Genomic DNA, 21,814 nt, shown 5'->3' with positions numbered 1-21,814 from the left:
GTTGTCAGCCACTTTAATTTCATAGGCATTAAAATAAATTTTAACCTTATTATAAAAGTGATATTATCAAACTAAGCATTTATAAAACTATAAAAAGAGTGTGAAAACCGTGAAAAAACAAAATTGGATTAACGTTGCAATCATGATCGGCATCACTGGTTTAATTATTATTGGATTGCCGTTTTTAGTCCGTCCATTAATCCCCAGCGGTCGATCAATTGACTGGTTTTGGCTGATTGGGATTCAAGAACTACCAGTATTGGTGATCATTTTCATGTTAAACAGGTTTTACGTTAAACAACCGGTTTTTTATCGACTCTTGGGTCCGTTGAAAAATCTAATTTATCTTTCATTACCAATTTTTCTGATACTGTTGGCGATTGGGGCAACGATAATCCTGCTTTCTCGTCATTCTTTTAGTGGGTGGTCAATGCTTCTGGATATTTTAGCGGGAACTACTTTAATCGGTATTGCTGAAGAATATCTGTTTAGAGGACTAATTTTTCCGCAAGTTCTTAAAGCACTTGGGACTTGGACCCATCAAGATCTTTATTTAGCCGTTTTAATCCCCAGCCTGCTATTTGCGTGTATTCATGTTTTGAACTTAACGGAACAAAGTTTGTCGGCGACCTTGATCCAAATGCTTGGGGCGCTTTCGATTGGATGTTTATTTTGTGCTATCTATATTCGATCAGGTTCGTTATGGCTGCCAATTATTTTTCACAGCTTATGGGACTTCATCGTGATTGGTTTAAATGGCGCATTTCTGGTACCTGATTCAGTTACTTTGTCACTAATCTTTGACGTGGGACTATTGATAATTACGGCGTACGATTTAAGAAATACAAAGTTGGATCAACGAAATGACTGGATTGAAAAATTAATGACTAACAAACGTTAGTTGAATGATTAATGTCGTTTCCGATATGGCTTAAGCTCATCTGCAAATTGGTTCAGCAATTGATCTCGGTATTGTTTAGGGCCCTTTGAACGTTTCACATGCTGCCAAAGAAGTGCAGCTACCTTCAGTTTTTTAGCAAAGGCCCGACTTTGAGGACTGCAACAAAAATCTTTAACGAACCGGTTCCATTGACTAGGTCTGTTCTTCTGGATTATGGGCGAGAATTGAAGATGGATGAGCCCTTAAACTTTCGGCTTGTGCCAACAGTTCGCCTACAGTTAATGTTAAATCATGAGTTGCTTCAGCCCGTCGTTTAATAATGGCCATTTCTTTTGTGAATGAGAACTTTTCAACACCAAAGTAAACCTTTAAAAATTTTCGAGCCTCTTGGTTAAATGAGAAGCCGGCACCAACCACGGGAGTATCCAAGCTGATTTGATTAGCCTTAAGGGTCGGTTTTGAGGAGTGAGTACGAACAGCGGCTACTTTATTGGCAGGAGTGCCAGTTAAGAATTGATCGATATAGTGAGTCAATTCAGCTTTGGTTTCCTGAGTCGGTAGGCCATACTGGCGGCAGAGCTTGATTAATTCGGTTTTGTAGAAATAGGTTTCTTGAAAAGCTTTTCTTGTTAGATGAGTCATGAGTGTTTCTTCCTTGAATTGATATTATATGGACAAATTACTTATTTTTTTAAAACATGCAGGAAATTTTTATTTTTTTATTTTGTTACTTTTGATTATTTTAACATTGATATACCAACTTATGCATACTGATGGCTGAGTTACTAATTATCCAAAGAGTATAGATAAAAACGCCCTACGTCCTTTGTTGGATGGCAGAGCTTTTGTTGCATTTTATTAAATAAACAGTCAAGCTAAAGCATGTTTTTAAATATAATTTGAAATATTGTGTATTTTTAAACAATTATTTTGTAAAAGCTTTTGGATTTGTAACTTTGTTATACGTTTGGTTGCTTAATTTCCAGATAAGATTAGGAATATCTTGATCAGCAACCCCCTGATGTGAATGCGCGCTTAGAGAGGCATACTTGTTGGAATAGACCTTTAATATTGCTTTTTCATTTTTTGTTCGCTGGTGAAGAACATATTTGAATTTGAGCTTTGAGCCAGCAGGAAGACTAGATTTTTTAACGTTACCGTGTCCGCTTCCGGGAAAATCAGAGAAATAGTTTATCCATTTTTGCTTAGAAAAAGTTGCGACTTTTTTGCCAGAGCGATTATAAACATCAGTCCAGTTGTTGTGTGGCTTATTTGAAGTGGAAGATTGTGATGTGCCACACCCAACAAGAGTTATTGAAGCAAGTGTTATTAATAGGAAAACCTTTGCGATCTTTAATTTCATAATAAAAATCTTCTTCCTTAAAAGGCTTTAGAAACTTAAAAAAATACGCAAAACATGAATGATTTATATATATGAAACGCTTTCATTCTGAAAATTACTACATTTTAGAATAGAAGTCTAGCAAAGACACCGTATCTACAAATCGGAAATTATCTATTTCTTTACTTTTAATTTAATGATAATTAAAAAAGTTATTATATAGAGCACTCAATCTTAATTACAGTTATTATATTCTTACATAGTAGGAAAAATAAAGAAATAACCGTAAAAATAACGCATAATATTATAGTTATATGATATTATTTTAAAATACTCTTTATTATCTTGACTTAAGGGCATTTGTTGTGTTTTTTAAAATGTAGCAAAGTATTATATTAAGTAATTACATAATGTTTAAGTACTTTATTTAATAACAATGAAGTGTATATTATTGATTGTAGGTAAAATAAACACCTCATGAAAAGGATAAAGCAACCATTAACCCTATTTATGGAAAAACATCCCTTGTAGATGTGTGATCACTAGAGATCTTTTCCATATTATGTTTCACGACAGGTTGTGATTGAACCTATGTCATTAATTTTTGAGGAGGCAATTCACGTGAATATTTTAAGCGTCAGGGATGTATCCAAACGTTTTGGTAAGAGGCAGGTTTTAAAAAGCGTCAGTTTTGATATTCCAAAAGGCGCCATTGTTGGGTTAATCGGGCCAAACGGAGTTGGAAAATCAACAATTATGAAAATAATTCTGGGAATTTATAAAGCAGACTCCGGGACAGTTTCTTCAAAAGGAACTGTTGGGGCCTTAATCGAAAGTCCAGCGATTTATCCATTTTTAACGGGCCGCCAACAACTAATGCTTTATTCACACCAAAATGCAGCCAACGTTAATGTAATTGTTAAAGAAATGGCGATGACTAAGTATATTGATAAGCGGGTAGTCCACTATTCCCTAGGAATGAAGCAAAAAATGGGGATTGCAAGCGCCCTTCTTAATCATCCGGATGTCGTTATTTTAGATGAACCGATGAATGGCCTTGACCCAATGTCTAATCGAGAATTAAGGGATCTAATTATGAGATTGGCGGAAAAAGGAATTAGTTTTTTGATTTCCAGTCATATTTTAAGTGAACTTGAAAAGATGATTGACCAAGTGGTTCTTTTGGATAAGGGGCAAGTCATTCTAGCAACTTCCATGAAGCATTTGCATGCGATTGGTGCAAACTATCTCTTTCTAAAAACTGATGATGATACTCGATGCACAAGAACTTTGATTAAGGATAAAATCAGCGCTACTAAAAGTCAAAATGGCGTCCAGGTTCCCTTATCGCAAAGCAGCAACTTGAATCAATTGTTTAATGACCTGCTATCTAACAAAATTAAAATTGAAGACGTTGGCCATTTCCAAGAAAATCTTGAAGACTCGGTATTAACTATGATGGCAAATGAAAGCAGGGGGAAAGATCGCTAATGTTAAACCTAATCAACGAAGAAATCTATAAATTACTCCATAAACGAAGCACACTTTATACGCCAATTTTTTTAGCCTTAGCAATGTTGGCCGTTGGTATGATGGTGAGAAATGTTAGTGCCAGTGATGCGCAATTCTATATTACCGCTACGTTTGCCGGGACGGAGTGGGCAACTACAGTTATCATCATTGTAAGTTCAACCATCATTTCAATGGAATATGAATACGGGACAATTAAACATCTGGTGATTCAAGATAAAGAAAAGATCCGAATTTTTGTTTCTAAATTTGTGACCGTTTTAATTTACGATGCTTATTTACACGGATTGGTTTTTGTATTAACGTTTCCAGTTAAATGGCTGACTTATGGTTCTAAATATCCATTCTTTAGTCTGTATATTTATCACCAAACGATTTTGGTAAATTTATTTGATGAATGTGTGTTGGACTTTTTTGGGTCGATCATTATTGTTGGATTGATTTTCCTACTGGCTTGTGCAACCAAAACTTCAGCAGTTGCGGTTGCAAGCGGACTTACAGTTGTTTTTATTGGTCAAACAGTGTCCTCTATGTTAATTAGAAATGCGGCCTCGAACTTCCCACTGATTAGATGGAACCCGTTCAATATGCTTAATATGTCAAATGAATGGTCATATCCTGGAACATACAGTACGACGTTACTAACACTCAAACAACTGATTTTAGGAAATGTTGGATACAGTATTGTTTTCTTAGTATTGGCTTTTTGGGCGTTTGAACATAAGCGCATCTAAATTAAACAACTTAATTTTGAAATCATCCTGTTAACGATTTGTCAGCGTAAAAACCAGGTATCTGTTTTTGGGATACCCGGTTTTTACCACAATTGGGACATTAAATTATTAAGACTGACGATTATTGATTAACCGCCAAGCGGTATTGGTTGAGCCGTTCACTGATCGCTGCTGTAATGACGGGTTGATCTTCCAGTGTGGGCAGGAAAATGCTATCAGGCTGAATACTTAATACGTTTTTCTTAATGCGGTTGGCGAGTCGGCCGTCCGTCAAAAACAATCGTTGGACAATCAATGGCGCGGTTTCCTCTGCCAACACCTCTTTGACTAAATGGTGGCCAATGTGGTTGGCACAAAGGATGGGCACGTTAATGGCTGATTGTAGCCGATCACCCAAAGCGGTCAACTGCTGGTACGGTTCCGGGAAATGGGGCGTGCCGTGAGCGACAATCAAGATTTTACGGTTGGGAAACTGGTGAACAGCTGATTGCAACTGCTGATTTAAGTAATCAAAAACCGCTTCGGTGGTTGCCAAAGGTTTCAAAATGTTAAAGGAACGGTCTGATCGGATGACGGCGTTGATTCGTCTGGGGATGTCCCAGCGAATGTGCGTCGCTGAAAATAATAATACCGGCACCACGGTTAGTTGATCAACCCGATCTTGAAGAAAACGAACCCCATCTTCAAGCGTCTGCTGCTGACCTTCAAGAAAGCTGATAATTGACGGGATGCCCGATTGAGCCAGGTAAGCTTGAAGCAGTTCGATATTTGATTTGGGAATTTTGCCACGCCGACCGTGCAAGACGTAAAGAATGCCTTCTGTCATAGTTGGCCCCCCCTTTACTCCGCCACTTTAGTTGTCAGTGTTTGCGCCAACTGTTCGAGTTCGGCTATGGCGTCGTCATCCGGCGCATTTTCAATCTTAAGTGACGGGGCAATTAAAGTAGCATTGGCGTCTCGAACCTGTTTTTCCAAGATATCAACGGCACCACAGAATTCATCATAGCTTGAATCACCGGTGCCGATCACGGCCACCTTTTTCCCGGATAAATCAAAATCGGTTAAATCATCGGAAAAATCGACGATGCCGTCCGGTAATTCACCATTATCACCGTCGCTGTAACTTGCCAACACGTAAGCGTCCGCGTCGGTAAAAAAATCATCAACTTCGATGCCGTCTTCACTGTCGAGGACGTCAACTTCCGCTCCTTTTTCGTCTAAGGCATCCGTTAACACGTCGACAGCTTCCTGAGTATTACCGGTTAAACTGGTATAAATAATTTTAACTTTCATTTTAAAACCTCCTGTAATTGTGATCGATACTGGTCCACCAACGATTGAAAATGAGGTGCTTTCTGACGCAAAAAGAAATCATAGAAACTTTCTTCAGGCAGCTTTTGATCCTGATAATCTTGTAAAATAGCGCTCAAAGCGTCTGCCAACTGATCCTTTGAGAATTTTCCTTTAAGCGGCTCGGTAAAGTGACCACCGTTTAATAAACTACCGCCAACGGATAAGACATAGCCCTCCGCGTGATCGCCGGCCTGGGTTCTGGCCCGAACACCTTCAATGCCGATGTCGGCAATGCTTCGATGAGCGCAGTTGTTACCACAGCCGGTTAAGGTAATGGTTACCGGCTTTTCAAAGGTGAAGCGCTTGTCCAACTCGTTAAGTAGCGGTTTAAAGATTTCCTTGGTGTGGGCATTGGCCAAATTACAATATTCGATCCCGGTACACGTAGTTCCAAAATCCAATAATCGGTGCGGGGTAATTGAAAAGCGCTTAAAAACTTCAGCTGATTTGACCGCCGCCAAATCCTTCTCGGCAATATACGGTAAAATCAGGTTTTGACCGTGATCGAGGCGCAGTTCATCACGGCCGTATTTTTTTGCCAAATCGACGAAGGCTTGAAAATCATCCCCGGAAAGTCGGCCGGCAGGAACACTGACGCCGATGTAGTAATAACCGGCTTGCCGCTGAGGATGAACGCCAAGCGCCGTCCCATTTGACCAACCAACAATTTCACTATGGCCAGCCGTTTGAAGGCCGGGAACTTTTTCACGTAATGCCGTTTCAAATTTTTGAACGCCCCAATCCTGAATCAGAAACTTTAACCTGGATTTCGCTCGGCTGCGACGTGGCCCATAATCGCGGTAGAGTGTCACTACCGCTTCGGCAACGTCCGCTACCTGATCAGGGGTCACGAAAATATTCATGGCTAACCCTAAATAGGGCAGCATGCCCAGCCCACCGCCGATTTTGACGTTGAAGCCTCGAGTGGTTTGGCCGTTAAGTTCCTTGGTTGCGGGAATAAATGCCAGGTCATTGATTTCAGCATTGCCGGCATTATAAATGTTACTATTAATAGAAATTTTGAATTTTCGTGGTAAGTTGGAATAATCCCGGTTACCTTGAAACCGTTGATAGACATCCAAAACCGTTTGTCGAGTGTCGAACAATTCGTTTGCATCAATGCCGGAAAGGGGGTTGTCGACGATATTTCTGGTAATATCGCCCTCCGCACCCATGGTTGTCAGGCCGACGTCGTTAATCCCGGCAAAAATTTCGGGTAATTTTTCAAATGGGATCCAGTGATATTGGACTGCCTGTCGGGTCGTCAAATCAACAATTCCCCGACCGTAAGTGTTAGCCAACCAAGCGATGTGTTCGGCCTGCTTTAAGTTCAGCCGGCCACCGGGGATCTTGATTCTCATCATAAAATAACCCTTGTCTTGGGGACGTTGAACTGTTAAACCGGCAAATTTGAAGTACATATAGTAACTTTTGTCAATTTCTGAAAAGGGGTGTTTGACCAACTCCGGTAGATCTTTAAAAACATCCAGTCCGTCCTCTTTTAATTTGGCCTTTTCGTTTTTATTAATCCGTTGATCCGCCCAGGTAACTTTATAACTCATATGCATCCCTCGCTTTTAAATATTTTCGATCACAACTTGGTGATAGGCGTTAAAGTCCAGCCATTTCTGGTAAAACGCCGCTTTAGTTTTATCATTTAAAGTTTCCTGTTCAGCCAAAAATGCCTGAAGATCTTCGGCACGCCGGATGTTGATCTTGGCGCCGATCTGGTTAACGGTTGGCAGCTGCCAATTAATTTGGTCATCTAAAGCCACCGAGCCCTTGAAACGACCGTCACGGACAAGCAGTACCCGATCTTGACGCGGTAAAATCAGATTAAAACTGCTTGGATAGTGGTAACCTTGATCCGCCAGTGGTAATGGCGCGTTCAAAGCAAATTGCCCCTGGTATTCATCCGTTTCAATTTGGCCGCCACCAGTCAGCCGATAGGTATCAAAAATGTTGATTTGATAGTGGTGGGTGTTGTCCGTGAAGTCGCCACCCTTTAAGGCCACCTCGCCTTGATACTTCTCGGTAATCGTGCCGCCGCCTGCCACATCGTAGCCGTCCACTACCACGAAGCGGCCGGTAACGTGCTGTTGATCGAAGAAATCATACACGAGTGGCTGCTCGGCCTGAAAGACCACTTCTGCCACATCGTTTAATTTCACCTCTGCATCTTTTCTTGCGGCTAAAGTCGCCGCATCCGTGACTTTTAAGATTTTAAGCACTTTGACATTAACTTGCTGCGTCGCAATTTTTAATTTATAAACCTTTCCGGTTACTAACGGTGCCTGGCCCATCCAGAAAAGATTGGTTTGCAACACGTTGGTGACAATCGGGGCGTTGGCCTGTTCGTCAGTTCTGGTAATAACTTCGCCGCGCTGGTTAAAAAATTCCTCCTTAAGCATGATACCAACGGATTGGCCGGCTGAAGCTTGGGCTTTGGCGTCTTTTGGTGCCCAGTTGGCAAAGGCGGTGACTTCTGTCTGACGACCGCTTGGGTAGATGGTAATCTGATCGCCGACTTTTAGGGTACCGGCCTCAATTCGACCGGCAATAATTCGACGATCATCGAATTTAAAAACGTCCTGGATTGGGAGTCGAAGGGGTTTATCGATCGGTTGATCAGCTGTTTCAATTTGATCCAAGGTTTCAATAAAACTTTTGCCATGATACCAAGCCAGTTTTTTAGAAGTTTTCAGTAAGTTTTCGCCATAGTAAGCGGAAATCGGCAGGTAGCCGGCTGGCTTCAGATGCAGCGTTGCAAGGAAATCGGCCACTTGTTGCTTAACCGCTTCAAATTTGGCCTGTTGATAATCAACCAAGTCCATTTTATTAATCAGGACATAGATTTTTTTAATCCCCAGTAGTCGCAAGATATAAGCATGGCGTTTGGTTTGTTCCTCAACGCCCCGGGCCGCATCAACAATCAGGAAGGCCACTTCCGCGTTGGAAGCACCTGAAATCATATTTTTTAAAAATTCCTGGTGACCGGGCGCGTCGATGATCACATATTCGCGCTTAGCCGTTTTAAATTGCAGCTGAGTGGTATCAATCGTAATTCCCTGTTTTTGTTCTTCTTCAAAGGCATCCAATAAATAGGCATATTCAAAGGGTTTTCCGGTTTCTTTTGCAATTCGTTTGACTTTATCAATGGTGCCTTCTGGTAAGGCTTTGGTATCATATAGCAACCGGCCAATCACGGTTGATTTACCATGATCGACGTGGCCAACCATGACGATGTGTAAGGCTGGTTCTTTCATTTGTGGTAACTCCTTTCATTGGGAAGTTGGTGCTAAGGGCCGGGGTTTGCTCACTATTCTTAGGACAGCTCCCAAAAAGCAACACCACTCCAGATAAGGGTTCGATTTGAAAAAGCCAAAACCAGGCTTTCCCAAATCGACGCCTTATCCTCCGGGTGTTAACCGCTTTTGTCCGCTCACTGATTTTAGGACAGCTCCTCCCAGCAATCTACTGCGTCTAAGGGATCGAATGGCCAAAAGCCAAACCCAGGCTTTTCACCATTCGACGCCTTAGTCTCCGTAGATTAACCGCTGGGATCCGCTCACTGCTCACTACATATATCCCCCCTGCCTCAATTTCTGCATGGCGTACGCGTCCTCCTTATCCTGGGCTCGGCCCGCTCGTTCGCTGACCTTGGTCTGCTTTAGTTCTTCAATAATTTCGGCGATATTCTTAGCATCCGATTTAACCGAACCGGTACATGGCGCACACCCCAGACTTCGATAGCGCCGGTGATTTTTGGCAAAATACAAATCAATAATCGGAACATTTTCACGCTGAATGTATTCCCAAATGTCCAACTCCGTCCAGTGAAGTAGGGGATGGACTCGGATGTGGTTGCCCTTTGGAAAGTCAGTTTTAAATTCGTCCCACAACTCAGGCGGTTGATTGGTATAATCCCATTTATCCTGCTTGGTCCGTTCGGAGAAAATCCGCTCCTTGGAACGCGACCCTTCCTCGTCCTGACGAACACCCACGATTAAACCGTCAAATGAATATTTATGAATTACTTGATTTAAAGCAACGGTTTTTAAAGCACCGCAACATAGCAAACGACCCAGTTTCGGGTTGACACCCTCGTCTAACGCTTTCTGATTGGTATAAACAATCAGATCAAGTCCTAATTTTTTGGCCATCCGATCCCGATACTCAATGACTTCCGGCATTTCAAAACTGGTGTCAACGTGAATAAATGGGAATGGTGTTTGGCCATAGAAGGCTTTTTTGACCAACCAGAGTAAAACCGTTGAGTCCTTACCGATTGACCACAATAAGCCTAATTTTCCCAAGTTTTTATATGCTTCGCGCAGAATATAGATACTCTCCGCTTCCAATTCATCTAAATGATCCATTTTCTGCATCCTTTCTAATCAATACTTATTGGCTTCCTGACGCGACGTGATAATCTTTTCTAAAATGCAACCTTTGCGACAGGCTGTCCAGTCAATTTCCCGATGGTTGGCTTCAGCAATTAATGATGTTCCTTGACCACCGATATCATCGCCCAGGTAAAATTCGATGGCGTGCTTTGGGCAGATTTTGACACAAGACATGCAACCCCAACATTCATCCGGATACGCCATTTCAGCTTTCCGATTTTTGCCTTCGCCGACCATTTTGATCAGATTTCCCGGGCAGATATCCGCGCATAGTCCGCAACCGTTACATTTTTCTTTATCAATTCTGATGCTCATAGCGTTCATCTCTTTTCACTAAATCCCGATAAATAATTTTGACGTGGCCGTTGCGATAGACAGAGTTAACGTACTTTTTGAAATGGGGATCGTCGGGGTTGGGATAATCCAAATTTTCCGCGAAACTGTGCCAGCGGGTCTCTTTGCGGGCTTTCAAATGGGCAATCACGCATTGGCAAACCAATAGCCGCTCGCGAACCTCGTAAAGGCTCATTAAATCGTGCATATTATGGGCGCGGACTTGGTGAAGTGCCTGTTGAAGTTGGGTGATTTTTTCGGCCGCGGTTGTTAACTGGGCTGTGGTGTACCCGTAATATTGAGAAATGCCACCGGCATCCTGGTCCATCACCGTTTGCATCGCCGTTTCGATCTCTGAAATTGTCTTGGTAGGGTGCGGTTGAGTCAAATACTGTTCAGCTTGATGAATGATGGCTTGAGCAGTCACGTTAAGTACGTCGGGAAAAGTAATCGATAATTGTTGAAACTGGCGAACGACTGCCTCAGCCGCAATTTCACCCTCTGCCAAGGCACCGGTCACGTATTTTTGAGGTGCGCCACCGGCCACATCACCAGCGGCGAAAAGTCCGTGGATGGTGGTTTGTCGATCAGTATCAACCCAGTAACCACTGGCTGAATGACCACCGACAATGTAAGGCTCGGTGCCTTCAATCTCCACGTTTTGTTCCCGCGGGCCCTGATTTTCCAACCAACGGAGGGTTTGCCCCGGTGCCATATTCAAATAGGCATGATAGAGATCTTCTTCCTGTTGCTTGGTAATGCCAACGGTCCGTAGGTAGCAGGGACCGCGGCCTTCCTGATTTTCCTTTACCGTGCCGTACACCCGCTCCGAAGTCCGTAAGCCGTATTTGGTTTCATATACTTCTCCGAGAGCATTGATTTGCTTGGCACCAACTCCTTGGGCAATTGTGCCAGTGGGGGCGATGGTGTCTTTGCATCGCAAGGCGATAAATCGCATTTCAAAAGTGGTCATTTCAGCTCCCGCCCGCATGCCCATTGCATAACCGGCGCCGGTATTGAACGGGGAATACCACATTTTGTGTTTGGAAAAGCCCGGATTATTCGGTCGATAAAGACCTGAAGCACCACCAGTAGCAACAATGACGGCCTTGGCATGAAAAATGTAGGCAACTTCAGCTAGCGGACTAAAGCCCACGGCGCCATATATCCGTTGGTGGTCAACCAGGTAATCGACGATGTTAACGTGATTGATGATTTTAACGTGACGCTGACGACGAGCTGCCCGAGCCAAAATCGGCTTGATATTTTCACCGTTGATTTTAATATTGCGATCACCCCGGGCAACGTAATCTCCATTTTGATCCTTGAGAATCACCAACCCCATTTTTTCGAGATCAGCGGTGACTTTATTGAGTCGCTGACTTAGCGTTAACAGTAGATCGCCCCGAACAATGCCGGCAGCATCATTGGTCGCGTAATCAACATAAAAGTCAGGCGTTTTGCCCTTGGTAATATAGGCATTTAGTGCGTTGACCCCTGATGCTAGGCAACCACTTCGACGAATATCGGCCTTTTCGGCAATCACGATTTTTAAATCGGGATTGAGTTTGGCGGCCGTTTTAGCGGCGTAGCAACCGGCCGTGCCGCCACCGATAATCAAGAGATCGGTTTCAATGAGTTGTTGTTTCATCACATTGACTCCTTTCAATTAATCGCGTAAGACTTTAACGGCGTTGTGGTTGGTAACTGATTCTTTTCGAGAATGCCGGTGCCATGTTTAAAAACGACTAGCTGCTCAATTAGAATCGAGACCTGTTCACCAATGACTAATCCCGGTTGAAGGGCTGATCGATTGGCAAGGAGGGATTGGCCATTTAAATCCAGCTTGACGGTCATGGTTGCACCTCTGAAGATGACGTCTTTGACCGTGGCGATAGTCAGATGCGCGGTGTCGGTAGGTTGTCCAGTCTTTTTAAAAATCTGAACTCGTTCCGGCCGAACCTGGACGGTAAATGGTTTTTCTGGTAACGCAAACCCGTTTAAATCAGGTGACGTAAGGATGCTGGCGTGACCGATAAATTCAGCTACAAATTGGCAACTTGGCTGGTTATAAATTTCGGTTGGGGTGCCAATTTGCTGGACACGTCCCTGATTCATCACCACGATTTCATCGGCGGTTTCAATGGCTTCCTCGTGATCATGTGTGACGAAAATGCTGGTAATGCCCAAATGATGAATTAATTGTTTTAGCCAACTGCGGAGTTCTTGACGAATTTGCTTATCCAGAGCCGCAAAGGGTTCATCCAAAAACAGTACTTTAGGGTGGGGCGCAATGGCTCTGGCAAAGGCGGCCCGTTGTTTTTGGCCGCCTGATAACTGATCGGGGTAACGGTTGGCCAACTCACTTAGGCCGGTTAACGCTAATAAATCAGTCACCCGCTGCTTAATTTCGGCAGCTGGACGATGATGGGTTTTCAAACCAAACGCAATATTTTGGTAAACCGTTAAATACCGAAATAGGGCGTAATTTTGAAAGACAAATCCGATCCCGCGGTCTTGAGGGGTAACTGATTCAATGGCTTGTCCGTCAATGCTGGCACTGCCGGCGGTGGCGGTTTCAAGTCCCGCTAAGATCCGAAGCAGCGTCGTTTTACCACTGCCGCTGGGTCCCAAAAGAGCGGTTAGACTGCCTTTTTGGACACCAAAACTAATATCATGAAGGACGTTTTGGCCCTCTTTTTGAAAGGCCTTTGAAATATGATTAATTTGAATGTACATTGGCGTCATCCTTTCTAGTTGGGCTTGATTCAGTTAAAAAACGCTGGAGAAAAACAATTAAAAACGTCATGATTAGTAAAATGGTTGCAACCGCAAATGCGTCAGGAAACTTGAACTGGTTATATAGAGATTGAACAAGTAACGGCAGGGTGAGAGTTTTACCAGGAATATTACCGGAAACCACAGCAACCGCCCCGAATTCACCCATTGCTCTGGCCGTGGCCAGCACCAAACCGGTTAATAAGGGCGTTTTAATGGCCGGTAACGTAATTTGAAAAAAGATATCCTTTAAATGTGCGCCCAGAAAAGCGGCGGTTTGTTCCTCTTCGCGCCCCCGAGCCTCAAGTACCGGGATGAGTTCGCGAGCCACAAAGGGAAAGGTCACGAAGATAGTTGCCAGAAAAATGGCAGGCGGGGCAAAAATAATTTGGACATTTAACTTTGCCAATACCGGATAAAACCAGCCCGTTCGGCTAAAAATCAAGATAAAAATCAGGCCGGCAACGACGGGCGAAACAGAAAATGGTAAATCAATCAACGTGTTTAAAAGCCGCTTGCCGGGGAAATCATGAAATGCAATCACCCAAGCTGCACAAACCCCAATGACTAAATTGACGCCCACTGAAACGACGGTTGCGGCAACGGTTAAATTGATCGCATGCAATGTATTGAGACTGCCCAGGACACTAAGGTAATGAGGGAGACCGTTGGAAAAAGCTTGTGAAATTACCAGAACGATTGGCAAGATTAGCATGATTAACATGAAGCTCCACGCAATTAAAATTAACGGCCATTTAATTTTTGCGGCTTGAAATAGTGACATTAAGGAGTTCCCTTCTTTCTTTCGAGGTGACGTTGAAGTGCATGAATGACGAAAATAAAACAAAATGAGAAGACCAGCATAACTAAAGCGATGACGGTGGCACCTGTGTAGGAATGGGCCTCTAGCTGAAACATAATCATTAACGGGGTAATTTCCGTTTTAAACGGTTGGTTGCCGGCAATGAAAATCACACTGCCATATTCACCGAGACTACGAGCGAAAGCCAAGCCGAAGCCGGCAATTAACGCTGGTAGAATTTCCGGGAAAATGATTTTTCGAAAAATGGTCCATGAATTGGCTCCTAAAGTTAAGGCGGCCTCTTGGTAGGTATTGTCCAGCTGCGCTAAAACCGGTTGGACTTCTCTAACCACAAAGGGAATAGTCACAAACACCATTGCGATCACAATACCAGTGAACGTGTAGGCAATTTGAATGTGTAGTGGGGCGGCAAGTCGACCCAACCAACCCTTATCGGAAAACAGATAGGCCAGTGCGATACCAGCTACCGCGGTGGGGAGGGCAAAGGGCAGATCCAGCAGACAATCCAGTAACCGTTTGCCGGGAAATTGGTAGAAAGTCAGAACCCACGCCAGAATCAGGCCCAAAAAGGTGTTGATCAGGGCGGCTAGAAATGCGCCTTTCAAACTAACGGCGTAGCTGGCTAAAATCCGGGCGTTGGTGGCTTGAAACCAGAATTGTTTGAAGCCAATGGTTAATCCTTGGATGAACAAGGAAGCAAATGGGATAACAACGATGAGTAATAGGCCAATAAGAGTAATACTGATCCCGAGTCGGTAGCCGGGAATCAGTCGATTGGAAATTTTTTGAACTTTCTGCATGGTAGACCTCCTTTTGAAAGTAGTGAACGGACAAAAGCGGTTAACACCCGGAAGATAAGGCGTCGATTTGAGAAAGCCTGGGTTTGGCTTTTTTAAATCGAACCCTTATCTGGAGTGGTGTTGCTTTTGGGAGTTGTCCTAAGAATAGTGAGCGGATCCCAACGCTTAGCCCTTACTTCTGATAAATCTGATCAAAGATCCCACCGTTATCAAAGTGTTTATTTTGGACTTTGTCCCAACCGCCAAAAAGCGGATCATTGATTGAGACCCGGTTAACCGTTGGAAATTGGCGTCGGTACTTCTTGGCAACCTGTTGATTAATCGGCCGATAAAAGTTTTGCGCTTCAATTTCCTGGGCCTTTTTTGAATAGAGGTATCGGATATAGGCTTTGGCGAGTTTGGTTGTTCGGCGTTGCTTAGCAACCTGATCGACTACGGCCACTGACGGCTCGGCTTTCATGCTGATGCTTGGGGTAACAATCTGGTATTTACCGGGATGTTCCTTCATTGCCAGCAAAGCTTCATTTTCCCAAGCTAACAGAACATCACCCTGGCCGTTTTGAACAAACGTTGTGGTCGCGTCTCGGGCGCCGGAATCCAAAACAGTCACGTGGTGATAGAGCTTTTTGAGGAAGGCTTTATCAGTCGATTGTTGGTGATGATAGTGTTTGTCGGCATATGCCCACGCCGCCAGATAATTCCACCGGGCCCCGCCTGATGTTTTGGGATTGGGTGTGATAATTTTGATATCATTTTTTATGAGATCGCCCCAGTCACGAATATGTTTAGGGTTGCCCTTGCGAACTAAAAAAACAATGGTCGAAGTGTAAGGCGATGAATTATCTGGGAACTTTTTCTGCCATCCGGCTTTAATGAGTCCCGCTTTTTGAATACTGGTAATGTCAGGGTCAAGGGCAAGGGTGACGACATCGGCCTGATTGCCTTCAATCACTGAGTTGGCCTGCTTGCCACTACCGCTGTTGGAAACATCAACATGGACTTTTTGACCCGTCTTTTTGTGCCAGTATGTTTGAAATACCTGATCATAGGCCGCGTAGAGTTCGCGGGTTGGGTCATAGGAAACGTTGGTTAACGTTAGTGTTGTATGGCGGTTACCGATGGCTTTTTTTGATTGGTCTACTTGGTGGAGATAAAATAACCAATATGCACCGACAAGAACCAAGAGAAATGCCAGGGAGAACCATCGTTTGAAATGATGGCGTTGACTAGTTTGCATGAGGGACCCTCCTTTCTTGACTGATAATAAAAATGCGCCCCTTTCCGATTACGGAAAAGGACGCATTGCGTGGTACCACCTTTGATTATTTTAGCTTCACGGTTAAAATCTTATGGACACTTAGTAACTATAAGTGTCCGCACGGTAACGGGTGCGGTCGTTGGGGGCTTGCCTGACAGATAAGCAGATTCACCCGCAAAGCTCAAAGACCATCTTCCGAGATTTCAACCGATCCCTTTTCACCAAGTGGGGACTCTCTGTCCGGATGAAAGACTCGTACTCATCTTTTCGTCGCTGAATATCAGTTATTAGTTTCGTATCATAATGGGTCTTAATCCACCTGGCAAGGGGATTAACATAGTTATTCTTTATCGATTTTTTTGAAATTTAGGGAATTCCCTTAAAATAAATCGATCCTAAAAGCTGACGTGATAAGATTTGAAGGCCATAGTTCTTTTCTATCGTTTCATTTAAAAAGTCACTTTTTGATGGAGATGGGACTTGACTTCTTTAATGAAATATTGAGCAATTTCAGATAACGGATGGTCGGTTCGTCTTAAAAGAATCATGCTGTTCCTGGGAGAATCTTTGAGTGGTCGGGCAACTAATCCTTGCTGAGACGGTTTTTCCAAGATGCCGGATCCGGAACCATAAGCGTCTGTCTGATTGACAATTTTACTCAAAGTTGCCCGGTCGCTGGTGGCAATCACTGGTCCGCTGCTGGGTGGTGCCAGTGGATCTTCCGCCAATTCAGAATAGGTGGCCTCTTGAGTAAAGCGAACTTGTGGGTAAGGTGCCAAATCTGATAAAGTGATCAGTTGCTTATCAGCTAATGGATGGCCGGTTCGCATGAAAATATGGGTCTGGAAAGTTCCAAGGGCCTCATAAATTAAATTATTTTGATCAAATAAGCTCAGCAAACGAGATTGATTGAGCTCGTTAATAAAAATGATCCCAATCTCGCTTCGAAACTCGGCCACATCCCGAATTACTTTGAGAGTGGTGCTTTCAAACGCCCGTAAATACTGATAGTCCGGATATTTTTGCATCACGTGACAAAGGGCTGTGGCAATAAAATCATAGTGTTGACCGGCAATTGAAAAATAACGGGTATGCAGGGGGTCATTGGTAAAGTACCGATGAAGGTTCTCAACATCGCCAACAATTTTTCTTGCCTGACGGACAAACGCAATGCCGGAATTGGTCAAGAAATTGCCTTGGCGGGTCCGCTCAAATAACTGAGCACCTAGTTCGTGTTCAAGTTCTTTAATGCCGTGCGACAAGCTGGGCTGTGAAACGTACAGTTTCTTGGCAGCCTCGTGAAAACTGCCGTGATCAGCGACGGCTAAAACGTAACGCATTTGCTGAATATTCATTTTAAAATCACCTAATTTCTAAAAATAAAAAATCGTCCCCCGCAGTTTTAGCTGCAAAGGGACGATTCGCCGTGTTACCACCCAAATTTATGCCACCACAAGTGACACCTCGTTTTCGGTACCAATGATACCTAGTCAGATAACGGTGACTGACGATCGACTAGCGTGAACCGGCCGATGACTCCGAGCTCATATTCGCTGTCGTGATGATGATCCCTTTTTCACTAGCCGGGTTCACTGGCACCTTCACTGACAGTTACTCTTCTCTTCAACATGTTTTTAATTATTAGAAATAAATTAAATTGTTGTCAGTTTACAAGTGATTCGTGAGATTTGTCAAGTATGAATTTTTCAAAAAGCCGGTTTTAGTGGCGACAGATCGACTCATTGAAATAACATTTAATTAAAATCCTTCTTGACAGATGAAAATTATGATGGTACTTTTAGTGAAATCTTGATTGAGTCTTCAATCAAAAATTTAATGGACCGGGAGGTAGTAATTAAGCATGGAATTTGATGAACATCTTTACGATTTGACAGTGATTGGCGGTGGCCCCGTGGGGATGTTTGCCACGTTCTACGCCGGAATGCGAAACCTGGATACCCAATTGATTGAAAGTTTACCGGAATTAGGCGGCCAAGTTGCGGCACTGTACCCTGAAAAAATCATTCACGATGTGGCCGGTTTCGTGCCAGCCAGGGGTGCTGATCTCGTTGAAAACTTAAAACGCCAACTGTTTGAGTTTAAAGATCAACTAGCGATTCGGTGCGGCGAAGAGGTGACCGCCGTTGAAAAGCAGGCAGACGGGACCTTTATTTTGAAAACGGCTCACCGCGTCACCCATACCAGAAGTGTGTTAGTGGCAATTGGCAGTGGGGCATTTGCGCCAAGGCCTCTGGCAGTTGATTATGATCATCAATTGGACAATCGAAAAGTCTTTTACTTCGTTAAGCGAGTGGCTGATTTTGCTGATAAGGAAATCGCAATTGCCGGTGGCGGTGATGCCGCCATTGATTGGGCGTTGACGCTGGAACCGATTGCCAAAAAAGTTCATCTAATCCATCGACGCGATAAGTTTCGGGCATTGGAAGCCAGTGTTGAACGACTGAAGGCCTCTTCTGTTGAGTTAGTCACCCCATATAATATTAAGCAAGTGGTTGATCAACCGGCGGCCGGGCTGGTCATTCAGCTTCAAGTGGCCAAGGGGGATGACCAGCAGACGTTAACGGTCGATTCCCTGTTAGTCAACTACGGTTTTACTTCGGATAATCGAGTTTTAAAGAAGTGGGGATTACCACTTGAACGCCGGTCATTGGTTGTTGACGAACATATGCAAACGGCAGTTGAAGGTATTTACGGGATTGGCGATGCCGTGACCTATCCAGGGAAAGTGAAACTGATTTCGGCCGGGTTTGGGGAAGCACCGACAGCCATCAATCATCTGGCAGAGGCGCTCTATCCCGAACGAAAGCAACCCCTGCACAGTACGGCGATTGCTTAAGTGGGCCGGTCATGATCTTGACAATTAATCAAAATTAAGCTAAATTCTTGAATAACTTTAATAAAAGCACGTTGATGAGATGAGTAGCTGATGTTGGCTTTTAAAGAGAGTGTCCGGCAGCTGAGAGGACGCAAAGTAACCATCGGTGAAGATGAGCTCGGAGTATTAGGCAGGTGAAGGCTATGCCTACGATCGGCATTCGTTACGGTGCCCGACTTTCTTGGATTAGTTCCAAGTGAGTGTTGAGGCAATCTTTTTGGATTGTAAAGTTAGGTGGCACCACGGTTTAAATCGTCCTTGTACAAAAATAGTTGTACATGGGCGTTTTTTCTTGCCTAAAAGTTGAGTTTCAAAGGAGTTGATTACATGAGTGGATTTGTTTCGTTAGTCGGTGCTGGTCCGGGGAATCCGGAGTTACTGACGGTGTTGGCTAAACGACGGCTGGCTGAAGCGGATGTAGTGGTTTATGATCGGCTAATTAATTCGGCGCTGTTAATGCCGCTAACGGCTGAGTTAATTAATGTCGGCAAACAGCCTGAACATCATCGGGTTAGTCAGTATCAGATCAATCAATTGCTGGTAAAGCTGGCTCGCCAGGGGAAACGGGTGATCCGCTTAAAATCCGGCGATCCCGATGTTTTTGGTCGGGGTGGTGAAGAAAGTCAATTCCTACATGCGGCGGGAGTCGACTTTGAGGTCGTTCCAGGAATTACCAGCGCGATTGCCGGGCTGGCAGCAGCTGGCATTCCGATTACCCATCGAGAGTTTGCGTCCAGCTTTCACGTAATCACCGGTCACCATAAAGCAGGTGGGCATCAACTGAATTGGGAAAACATTGCCCATCAGGAAGGGACGTTGGTTTTCTTAATGGGCATGAAGGAGCTGGGGGAGATTACCCACCAACTGATTAACCACGGCCGGCCGAAGACGACTCCTGTGGCGGTTATTCAGTGGGCCACTCACTGGAAGCAACGAGCGGTTCGAGCTGACTTGGACACGATTGAAACAGTCGTGAATCAACACGGCTTAGGCGCTCCGGCGTTGATTGTTGTGGGCAAAGTGGTTTCTTTAATGCCGGAACTGGCATTGACTAAACCGCTTGCCGGTCGTCACCTATTAATGCCATTTAAGGAATCATCAAAACTGTTTGCAAATTTGCAGGATCAAGGGGCGGCCGTGGCCTTCTTCAAACGACGGCAAAACCTGGCATTGGACTTTGATTGGCCTCAGATCCAACCAGGGACGCTGATTGTGACCAGTCCAACCGCCTTTACTTTTTTTGAGCGCCGGTTATTGGCAGCCGGCTATGATCATCGCTGGTTGTCGGATTGGCGTTTATTGGCGGCCAATCAACTGACAGTCAAGGCATTGAAAGCGCGGGGAATATCTGCAGATGGCCTTTATGAGCCGAATCAGTTGGCACGGTCAGTTGCTTCAAGCGTGATGATCGGCGAAGCGGCTGACTTAAAACGGACAACCGACTTTAAGGGTCAAAAAATTGCCACTTATCGGGCGGTTGCAGTGCCCCAACCCATTGAACTTAGCCAGTTTCACGGTGTTATTTTTCCCAGTTCGCCGGCTGTTGATGATTTATTGAATGGTTGTCAACCTGAACAAATTACTCAGTTGGCAGACCTGCCGTGTTTCGTGATGGGCCGGCGGATTTTTGAGAAGTGTTTGACAGCCGGTTTACAGCGGGTCATTTTGGTACCAAGTCAAATTGATAAAGTCCCGGCGGCAATTGAAGCTTATTTCAAAGCTAATGCCGGCTCAGTTCGGGTTAGCTGTGAGGAGATCAACCGTGAGCGATCCATATCCAATTAATTTAAATTTAACAGATAAACCGGTTGTCGTGATTGGCGGTGGTCGGGTGGCAGCTAGAAAGATTCGTTCATTGTTAGCAGCTGGGGCAAAAGTGACGGTGATCAGTCCGACATTATCGGCACAGATCAAGCCGCGGTCGGTCACTTGGCTTCAACGGCCATATAGAAGCGGGGACATTGCCAAGTTTGGATTAATCATCGCCTGCACTAGCGATGAAGCTGTTAATCACCAAATTGTGATGGAAGCGAATGCCTTTCAATGGGTTAACAATACCAGTGAGAAGGAACAATCAGATTTTTTCAATGTTGCCAAGATCGAAAATCACCAATATCTCATTACCGTTTCGAGTAAAGGCCGATTTCCAAAGATGACCAAATTTATTAAACGGCAACTGGTGATTTGGTTACGAGAAAAAAAGTGGTTTAGAGAGGAGTCCTGAAAATGTTTATCATTTATGTCAGTTTAAACTATCAAAAGGTCCCAATTGAGGTTCGTGAAAGGTTCGCACTATCGGAAACCAAGCTTGCACAGGCGGATCGTCAACTAAATCAGGAAAAGAGCATCTTGGAAAATGTTATTTTATCGACCTGCAATCGAACCGACGTCTATGCAGTGGTTGACCAAGTCCATACTGGCCGTTATTACATCAAGCGGTTTTTAGCAAATTGGTTTCACGTGTCACTCGACCAGCTTAATCAGTGGGTGCAAATTGGGGTTAAAGAAGCTGCCGTTTCACATCTGTTTCGCGTAACGGTTGGCTTGGAATCCTTAATGGTTGGCGAACCCCAAAGGTCAAGGCCGCCTATTTTCTAGCGGCCGATCACGGGACGACAGGTGCGATTCTCGACCATTTATTTAAGCAAGTAATTACCTTT

Annotated in this window: 21 protein-coding genes and 2 other annotated features; of the genes, 7 read left to right on the top strand and 14 right to left on the bottom strand. The window is 44.1% G+C overall.

Translation table 11 applies throughout. The annotated features are described in order from the left end of the window. Window positions 1-109 precede the first annotated feature (109 nt). Complete coding sequence (locus tag ED605_RS06145) at window positions 110-901, top strand: CPBP family intramembrane glutamic endopeptidase (RefSeq protein WP_225419062.1); 792 nt, start codon at window positions 110-112, stop codon at window positions 899-901. Window positions 902-1,093: 192 nt separating this feature from the next. Here ED605_RS06145 and ED605_RS06140 read toward each other — a convergent pair whose 3' ends face one another. Next, complete coding sequence (locus tag ED605_RS06140) at window positions 1,094-1,543, bottom strand: SAP domain-containing protein (protein WP_225419061.1); 450 nt, start codon at window positions 1,541-1,543, stop codon at window positions 1,094-1,096. 283 nt (window positions 1,544-1,826) lie between these two features. Beyond that, window positions 1,827-2,264, bottom strand: a complete 438-nt coding sequence (locus ED605_RS06135) for a hypothetical protein (protein WP_121978020.1) — start codon at window positions 2,262-2,264, stop codon at window positions 1,827-1,829. Between the two features lie 600 nt (window positions 2,265-2,864). Between ED605_RS06135 and ED605_RS06130 the strand changes: the two genes are divergently transcribed. Beyond that, on the top strand, window positions 2,865-3,734 hold the full coding sequence (locus ED605_RS06130; RefSeq protein WP_121978019.1) for an ABC transporter ATP-binding protein: 870 nt from the start codon (window positions 2,865-2,867) through the stop codon (window positions 3,732-3,734). After that, entirely contained in the window at window positions 3,734-4,507 is a 774-nt protein-coding gene (locus tag ED605_RS06125) for a DUF2705 family protein (RefSeq protein ID WP_121978018.1), read from the top strand. The genes ED605_RS06130 and ED605_RS06125 overlap by 1 nt, the downstream gene beginning before the upstream one ends. A 121-nt stretch (window positions 4,508-4,628) precedes the next feature. Here the strand turns inward: ED605_RS06125 and ED605_RS06120 are convergent, their stop codons facing one another. The 12 genes from ED605_RS06120 to ED605_RS06065 form a co-directional block, all read right to left on the bottom strand. Next, window positions 4,629-5,333: a sirohydrochlorin chelatase gene (locus ED605_RS06120; RefSeq protein WP_121978017.1), complete on the bottom strand. Its 705-nt coding sequence runs from the start codon at window positions 5,331-5,333 to the stop codon at window positions 4,629-4,631. A 14-nt stretch (window positions 5,334-5,347) separates the two neighbouring features. Continuing rightward, complete coding sequence (locus ED605_RS06115; RefSeq protein WP_121978016.1) at window positions 5,348-5,800, bottom strand: flavodoxin domain-containing protein; 453 nt, start codon at window positions 5,798-5,800, stop codon at window positions 5,348-5,350. Beyond that, window positions 5,797-7,422 carry a nitrite/sulfite reductase gene (locus ED605_RS06110; protein ID WP_225419060.1) on the bottom strand — a complete coding sequence of 542 codons (1,626 nt, stop codon included), beginning with the start codon at window positions 7,420-7,422 and terminating at the stop codon, window positions 5,797-5,799. Before ED605_RS06110 ends, ED605_RS06115 begins: the two co-directional genes overlap by 4 nt. Before the next feature lie 15 nt (window positions 7,423-7,437). Then, the gene (locus tag ED605_RS06105) at window positions 7,438-9,126 is read right to left on the bottom strand and encodes a sulfate adenylyltransferase subunit 1 (protein WP_121978014.1); all 1,689 of its coding nucleotides are present in this window, start codon (window positions 9,124-9,126) and stop codon (window positions 7,438-7,440) included. A gap of 312 nt (window positions 9,127-9,438) precedes the next feature. Continuing rightward, window positions 9,439-10,239, bottom strand: coding sequence for a sulfate adenylyltransferase subunit CysD (cysD, locus tag ED605_RS06100; RefSeq protein WP_121978013.1), 801 nt, complete (start codon window positions 10,237-10,239; stop codon window positions 9,439-9,441). Window positions 10,240-10,257: 18 nt separating this feature from the next. After that, on the bottom strand, window positions 10,258-10,581 hold the full coding sequence (locus ED605_RS06095) for a 4Fe-4S dicluster domain-containing protein (protein WP_121978012.1): 324 nt from the start codon (window positions 10,579-10,581) through the stop codon (window positions 10,258-10,260). Further along, complete coding sequence (locus ED605_RS06090; protein WP_121978011.1) at window positions 10,565-12,250, bottom strand: adenylyl-sulfate reductase subunit alpha; 1,686 nt, start codon at window positions 12,248-12,250, stop codon at window positions 10,565-10,567. Before ED605_RS06090 ends, ED605_RS06095 begins: the two co-directional genes overlap by 17 nt. Before the next feature lie 14 nt (window positions 12,251-12,264). Next, window positions 12,265-13,338: an ABC transporter ATP-binding protein gene (locus tag ED605_RS06085; RefSeq protein ID WP_121978010.1), complete on the bottom strand. Its 1,074-nt coding sequence runs from the start codon at window positions 13,336-13,338 to the stop codon at window positions 12,265-12,267. Continuing rightward, the gene (locus tag ED605_RS06080; RefSeq protein WP_121978009.1) at window positions 13,322-14,161 is read right to left on the bottom strand and encodes a sulfate ABC transporter permease; all 840 of its coding nucleotides are present in this window, start codon (window positions 14,159-14,161) and stop codon (window positions 13,322-13,324) included. Before ED605_RS06080 ends, ED605_RS06085 begins: the two co-directional genes overlap by 17 nt. Next, a complete protein-coding gene (cysT, locus tag ED605_RS06075; RefSeq protein ID WP_121978008.1) occupies window positions 14,161-15,000 on the bottom strand; it encodes a sulfate ABC transporter permease subunit CysT in 840 nt (279 codons plus the stop codon). The genes ED605_RS06080 and cysT overlap by 1 nt, the downstream gene beginning before the upstream one ends. Window positions 15,001-15,172: 172 nt before the next feature. Further along, complete coding sequence (locus ED605_RS06070; RefSeq protein ID WP_121978007.1) at window positions 15,173-16,237, bottom strand: sulfate ABC transporter substrate-binding protein; 1,065 nt, start codon at window positions 16,235-16,237, stop codon at window positions 15,173-15,175. Between the two features lie 53 nt (window positions 16,238-16,290). Beyond that, window positions 16,291-16,538: a binding site (T-box leader), on the bottom strand. A 169-nt stretch (window positions 16,539-16,707) separates the two neighbouring features. Then, window positions 16,708-17,613: a LysR family transcriptional regulator gene (locus ED605_RS06065; RefSeq protein WP_121978006.1), complete on the bottom strand. Its 906-nt coding sequence runs from the start codon at window positions 17,611-17,613 to the stop codon at window positions 16,708-16,710. A 506-nt stretch (window positions 17,614-18,119) separates the two neighbouring features. Here ED605_RS06065 and ED605_RS06060 point away from each other — a divergent pair. The 4 genes from ED605_RS06060 (at window position 18,120) to ED605_RS14935 (ending at window position 21,752) form a co-directional block, all read left to right on the top strand. After that, window positions 18,120-19,115 (top strand): NAD(P)/FAD-dependent oxidoreductase, encoded by a 996-nt coding sequence (locus ED605_RS06060; RefSeq protein WP_121978005.1) that lies wholly within the window; start codon window positions 18,120-18,122, stop codon window positions 19,113-19,115. Between the two features lie 62 nt (window positions 19,116-19,177). Beyond that, window positions 19,178-19,417, top strand: a binding site (T-box leader). Between the two features lie 64 nt (window positions 19,418-19,481). After that, a complete protein-coding gene (gene cobA, locus ED605_RS06055; protein ID WP_121978004.1) occupies window positions 19,482-20,939 on the top strand; it encodes a uroporphyrinogen-III C-methyltransferase in 1,458 nt (485 codons plus the stop codon). Then, a complete protein-coding gene (locus ED605_RS06050; protein ID WP_225419059.1) occupies window positions 20,917-21,378 on the top strand; it encodes a precorrin-2 dehydrogenase/sirohydrochlorin ferrochelatase family protein in 462 nt (153 codons plus the stop codon). Before cobA ends, ED605_RS06050 begins: the two co-directional genes overlap by 23 nt. Before the next feature lie 2 nt (window positions 21,379-21,380). After that, window positions 21,381-21,752 carry a glutamyl-tRNA reductase gene (locus ED605_RS14935; RefSeq protein ID WP_306419369.1) on the top strand — a complete coding sequence of 124 codons (372 nt, stop codon included), beginning with the start codon at window positions 21,381-21,383 and terminating at the stop codon, window positions 21,750-21,752. Window positions 21,753-21,814 lie beyond the last annotated feature (62 nt).

This window comes from Lentilactobacillus raoultii (assembly GCF_900411375.1).
Taxonomy (GTDB): Bacteria; Bacillota; Bacilli; order Lactobacillales; family Lactobacillaceae; genus Lentilactobacillus; species Lentilactobacillus raoultii.
Note: the sequence above shows the minus strand (reverse complement) of the source record. Positions and strands in the feature narration are given on the sequence as shown.

Bases quoted from the DNA above. Each gene is read 5' to 3' on its own strand.
- ED605_RS06140 (WP_225419061.1), bottom strand. From the start codon at position 1,543: ATGACTCATCTAACAAGAAAAGCTTTTCAAGAAACCTATTTCTACAAA.
- ED605_RS06135 (WP_121978020.1), bottom strand. From the start codon at position 2,264: ATGAAATTAAAGATCGCAAAGGTTTTCCTATTAATAACACTTGCTTCA.
- ED605_RS06125 (WP_121978018.1), top strand. From the start codon at position 3,734: ATGTTAAACCTAATCAACGAAGAAATCTATAAATTACTCCATAAACGA.
- ED605_RS06120 (WP_121978017.1), bottom strand. From the start codon at position 5,333: ATGACAGAAGGCATTCTTTACGTCTTGCACGGTCGGCGTGGCAAAATT.
- ED605_RS06115 (WP_121978016.1), bottom strand. From the start codon at position 5,800: ATGAAAGTTAAAATTATTTATACCAGTTTAACCGGTAATACTCAGGAA.
- ED605_RS06110 (WP_225419060.1), bottom strand. From the start codon at position 7,422: ATGAGTTATAAAGTTACCTGGGCGGATCAACGGATTAATAAAAACGAA.
- ED605_RS06105 (WP_121978014.1), bottom strand. From the start codon at position 9,126: ATGAAAGAACCAGCCTTACACATCGTCATGGTTGGCCACGTCGATCAT.
- cysD (WP_121978013.1), bottom strand. From the start codon at position 10,239: ATGGATCATTTAGATGAATTGGAAGCGGAGAGTATCTATATTCTGCGC.
- ED605_RS06095 (WP_121978012.1), bottom strand. From the start codon at position 10,581: ATGAGCATCAGAATTGATAAAGAAAAATGTAACGGTTGCGGACTATGC.
- ED605_RS06090 (WP_121978011.1), bottom strand. From the start codon at position 12,250: ATGAAACAACAACTCATTGAAACCGATCTCTTGATTATCGGTGGCGGC.
- ED605_RS06085 (WP_121978010.1), bottom strand. From the start codon at position 13,338: ATGTACATTCAAATTAATCATATTTCAAAGGCCTTTCAAAAAGAGGGC.
- ED605_RS06080 (WP_121978009.1), bottom strand. From the start codon at position 14,161: ATGTCACTATTTCAAGCCGCAAAAATTAAATGGCCGTTAATTTTAATT.
- cysT (WP_121978008.1), bottom strand. From the start codon at position 15,000: ATGCAGAAAGTTCAAAAAATTTCCAATCGACTGATTCCCGGCTACCGA.
- ED605_RS06070 (WP_121978007.1), bottom strand. From the start codon at position 16,237: ATGCAAACTAGTCAACGCCATCATTTCAAACGATGGTTCTCCCTGGCA.
- ED605_RS06065 (WP_121978006.1), bottom strand. From the start codon at position 17,613: ATGAATATTCAGCAAATGCGTTACGTTTTAGCCGTCGCTGATCACGGC.
- ED605_RS06060 (WP_121978005.1), top strand. From the start codon at position 18,120: ATGGAATTTGATGAACATCTTTACGATTTGACAGTGATTGGCGGTGGC.
- cobA (WP_121978004.1), top strand. From the start codon at position 19,482: ATGAGTGGATTTGTTTCGTTAGTCGGTGCTGGTCCGGGGAATCCGGAG.
- ED605_RS14935 (WP_306419369.1), top strand. From the start codon at position 21,381: ATGTTTATCATTTATGTCAGTTTAAACTATCAAAAGGTCCCAATTGAG.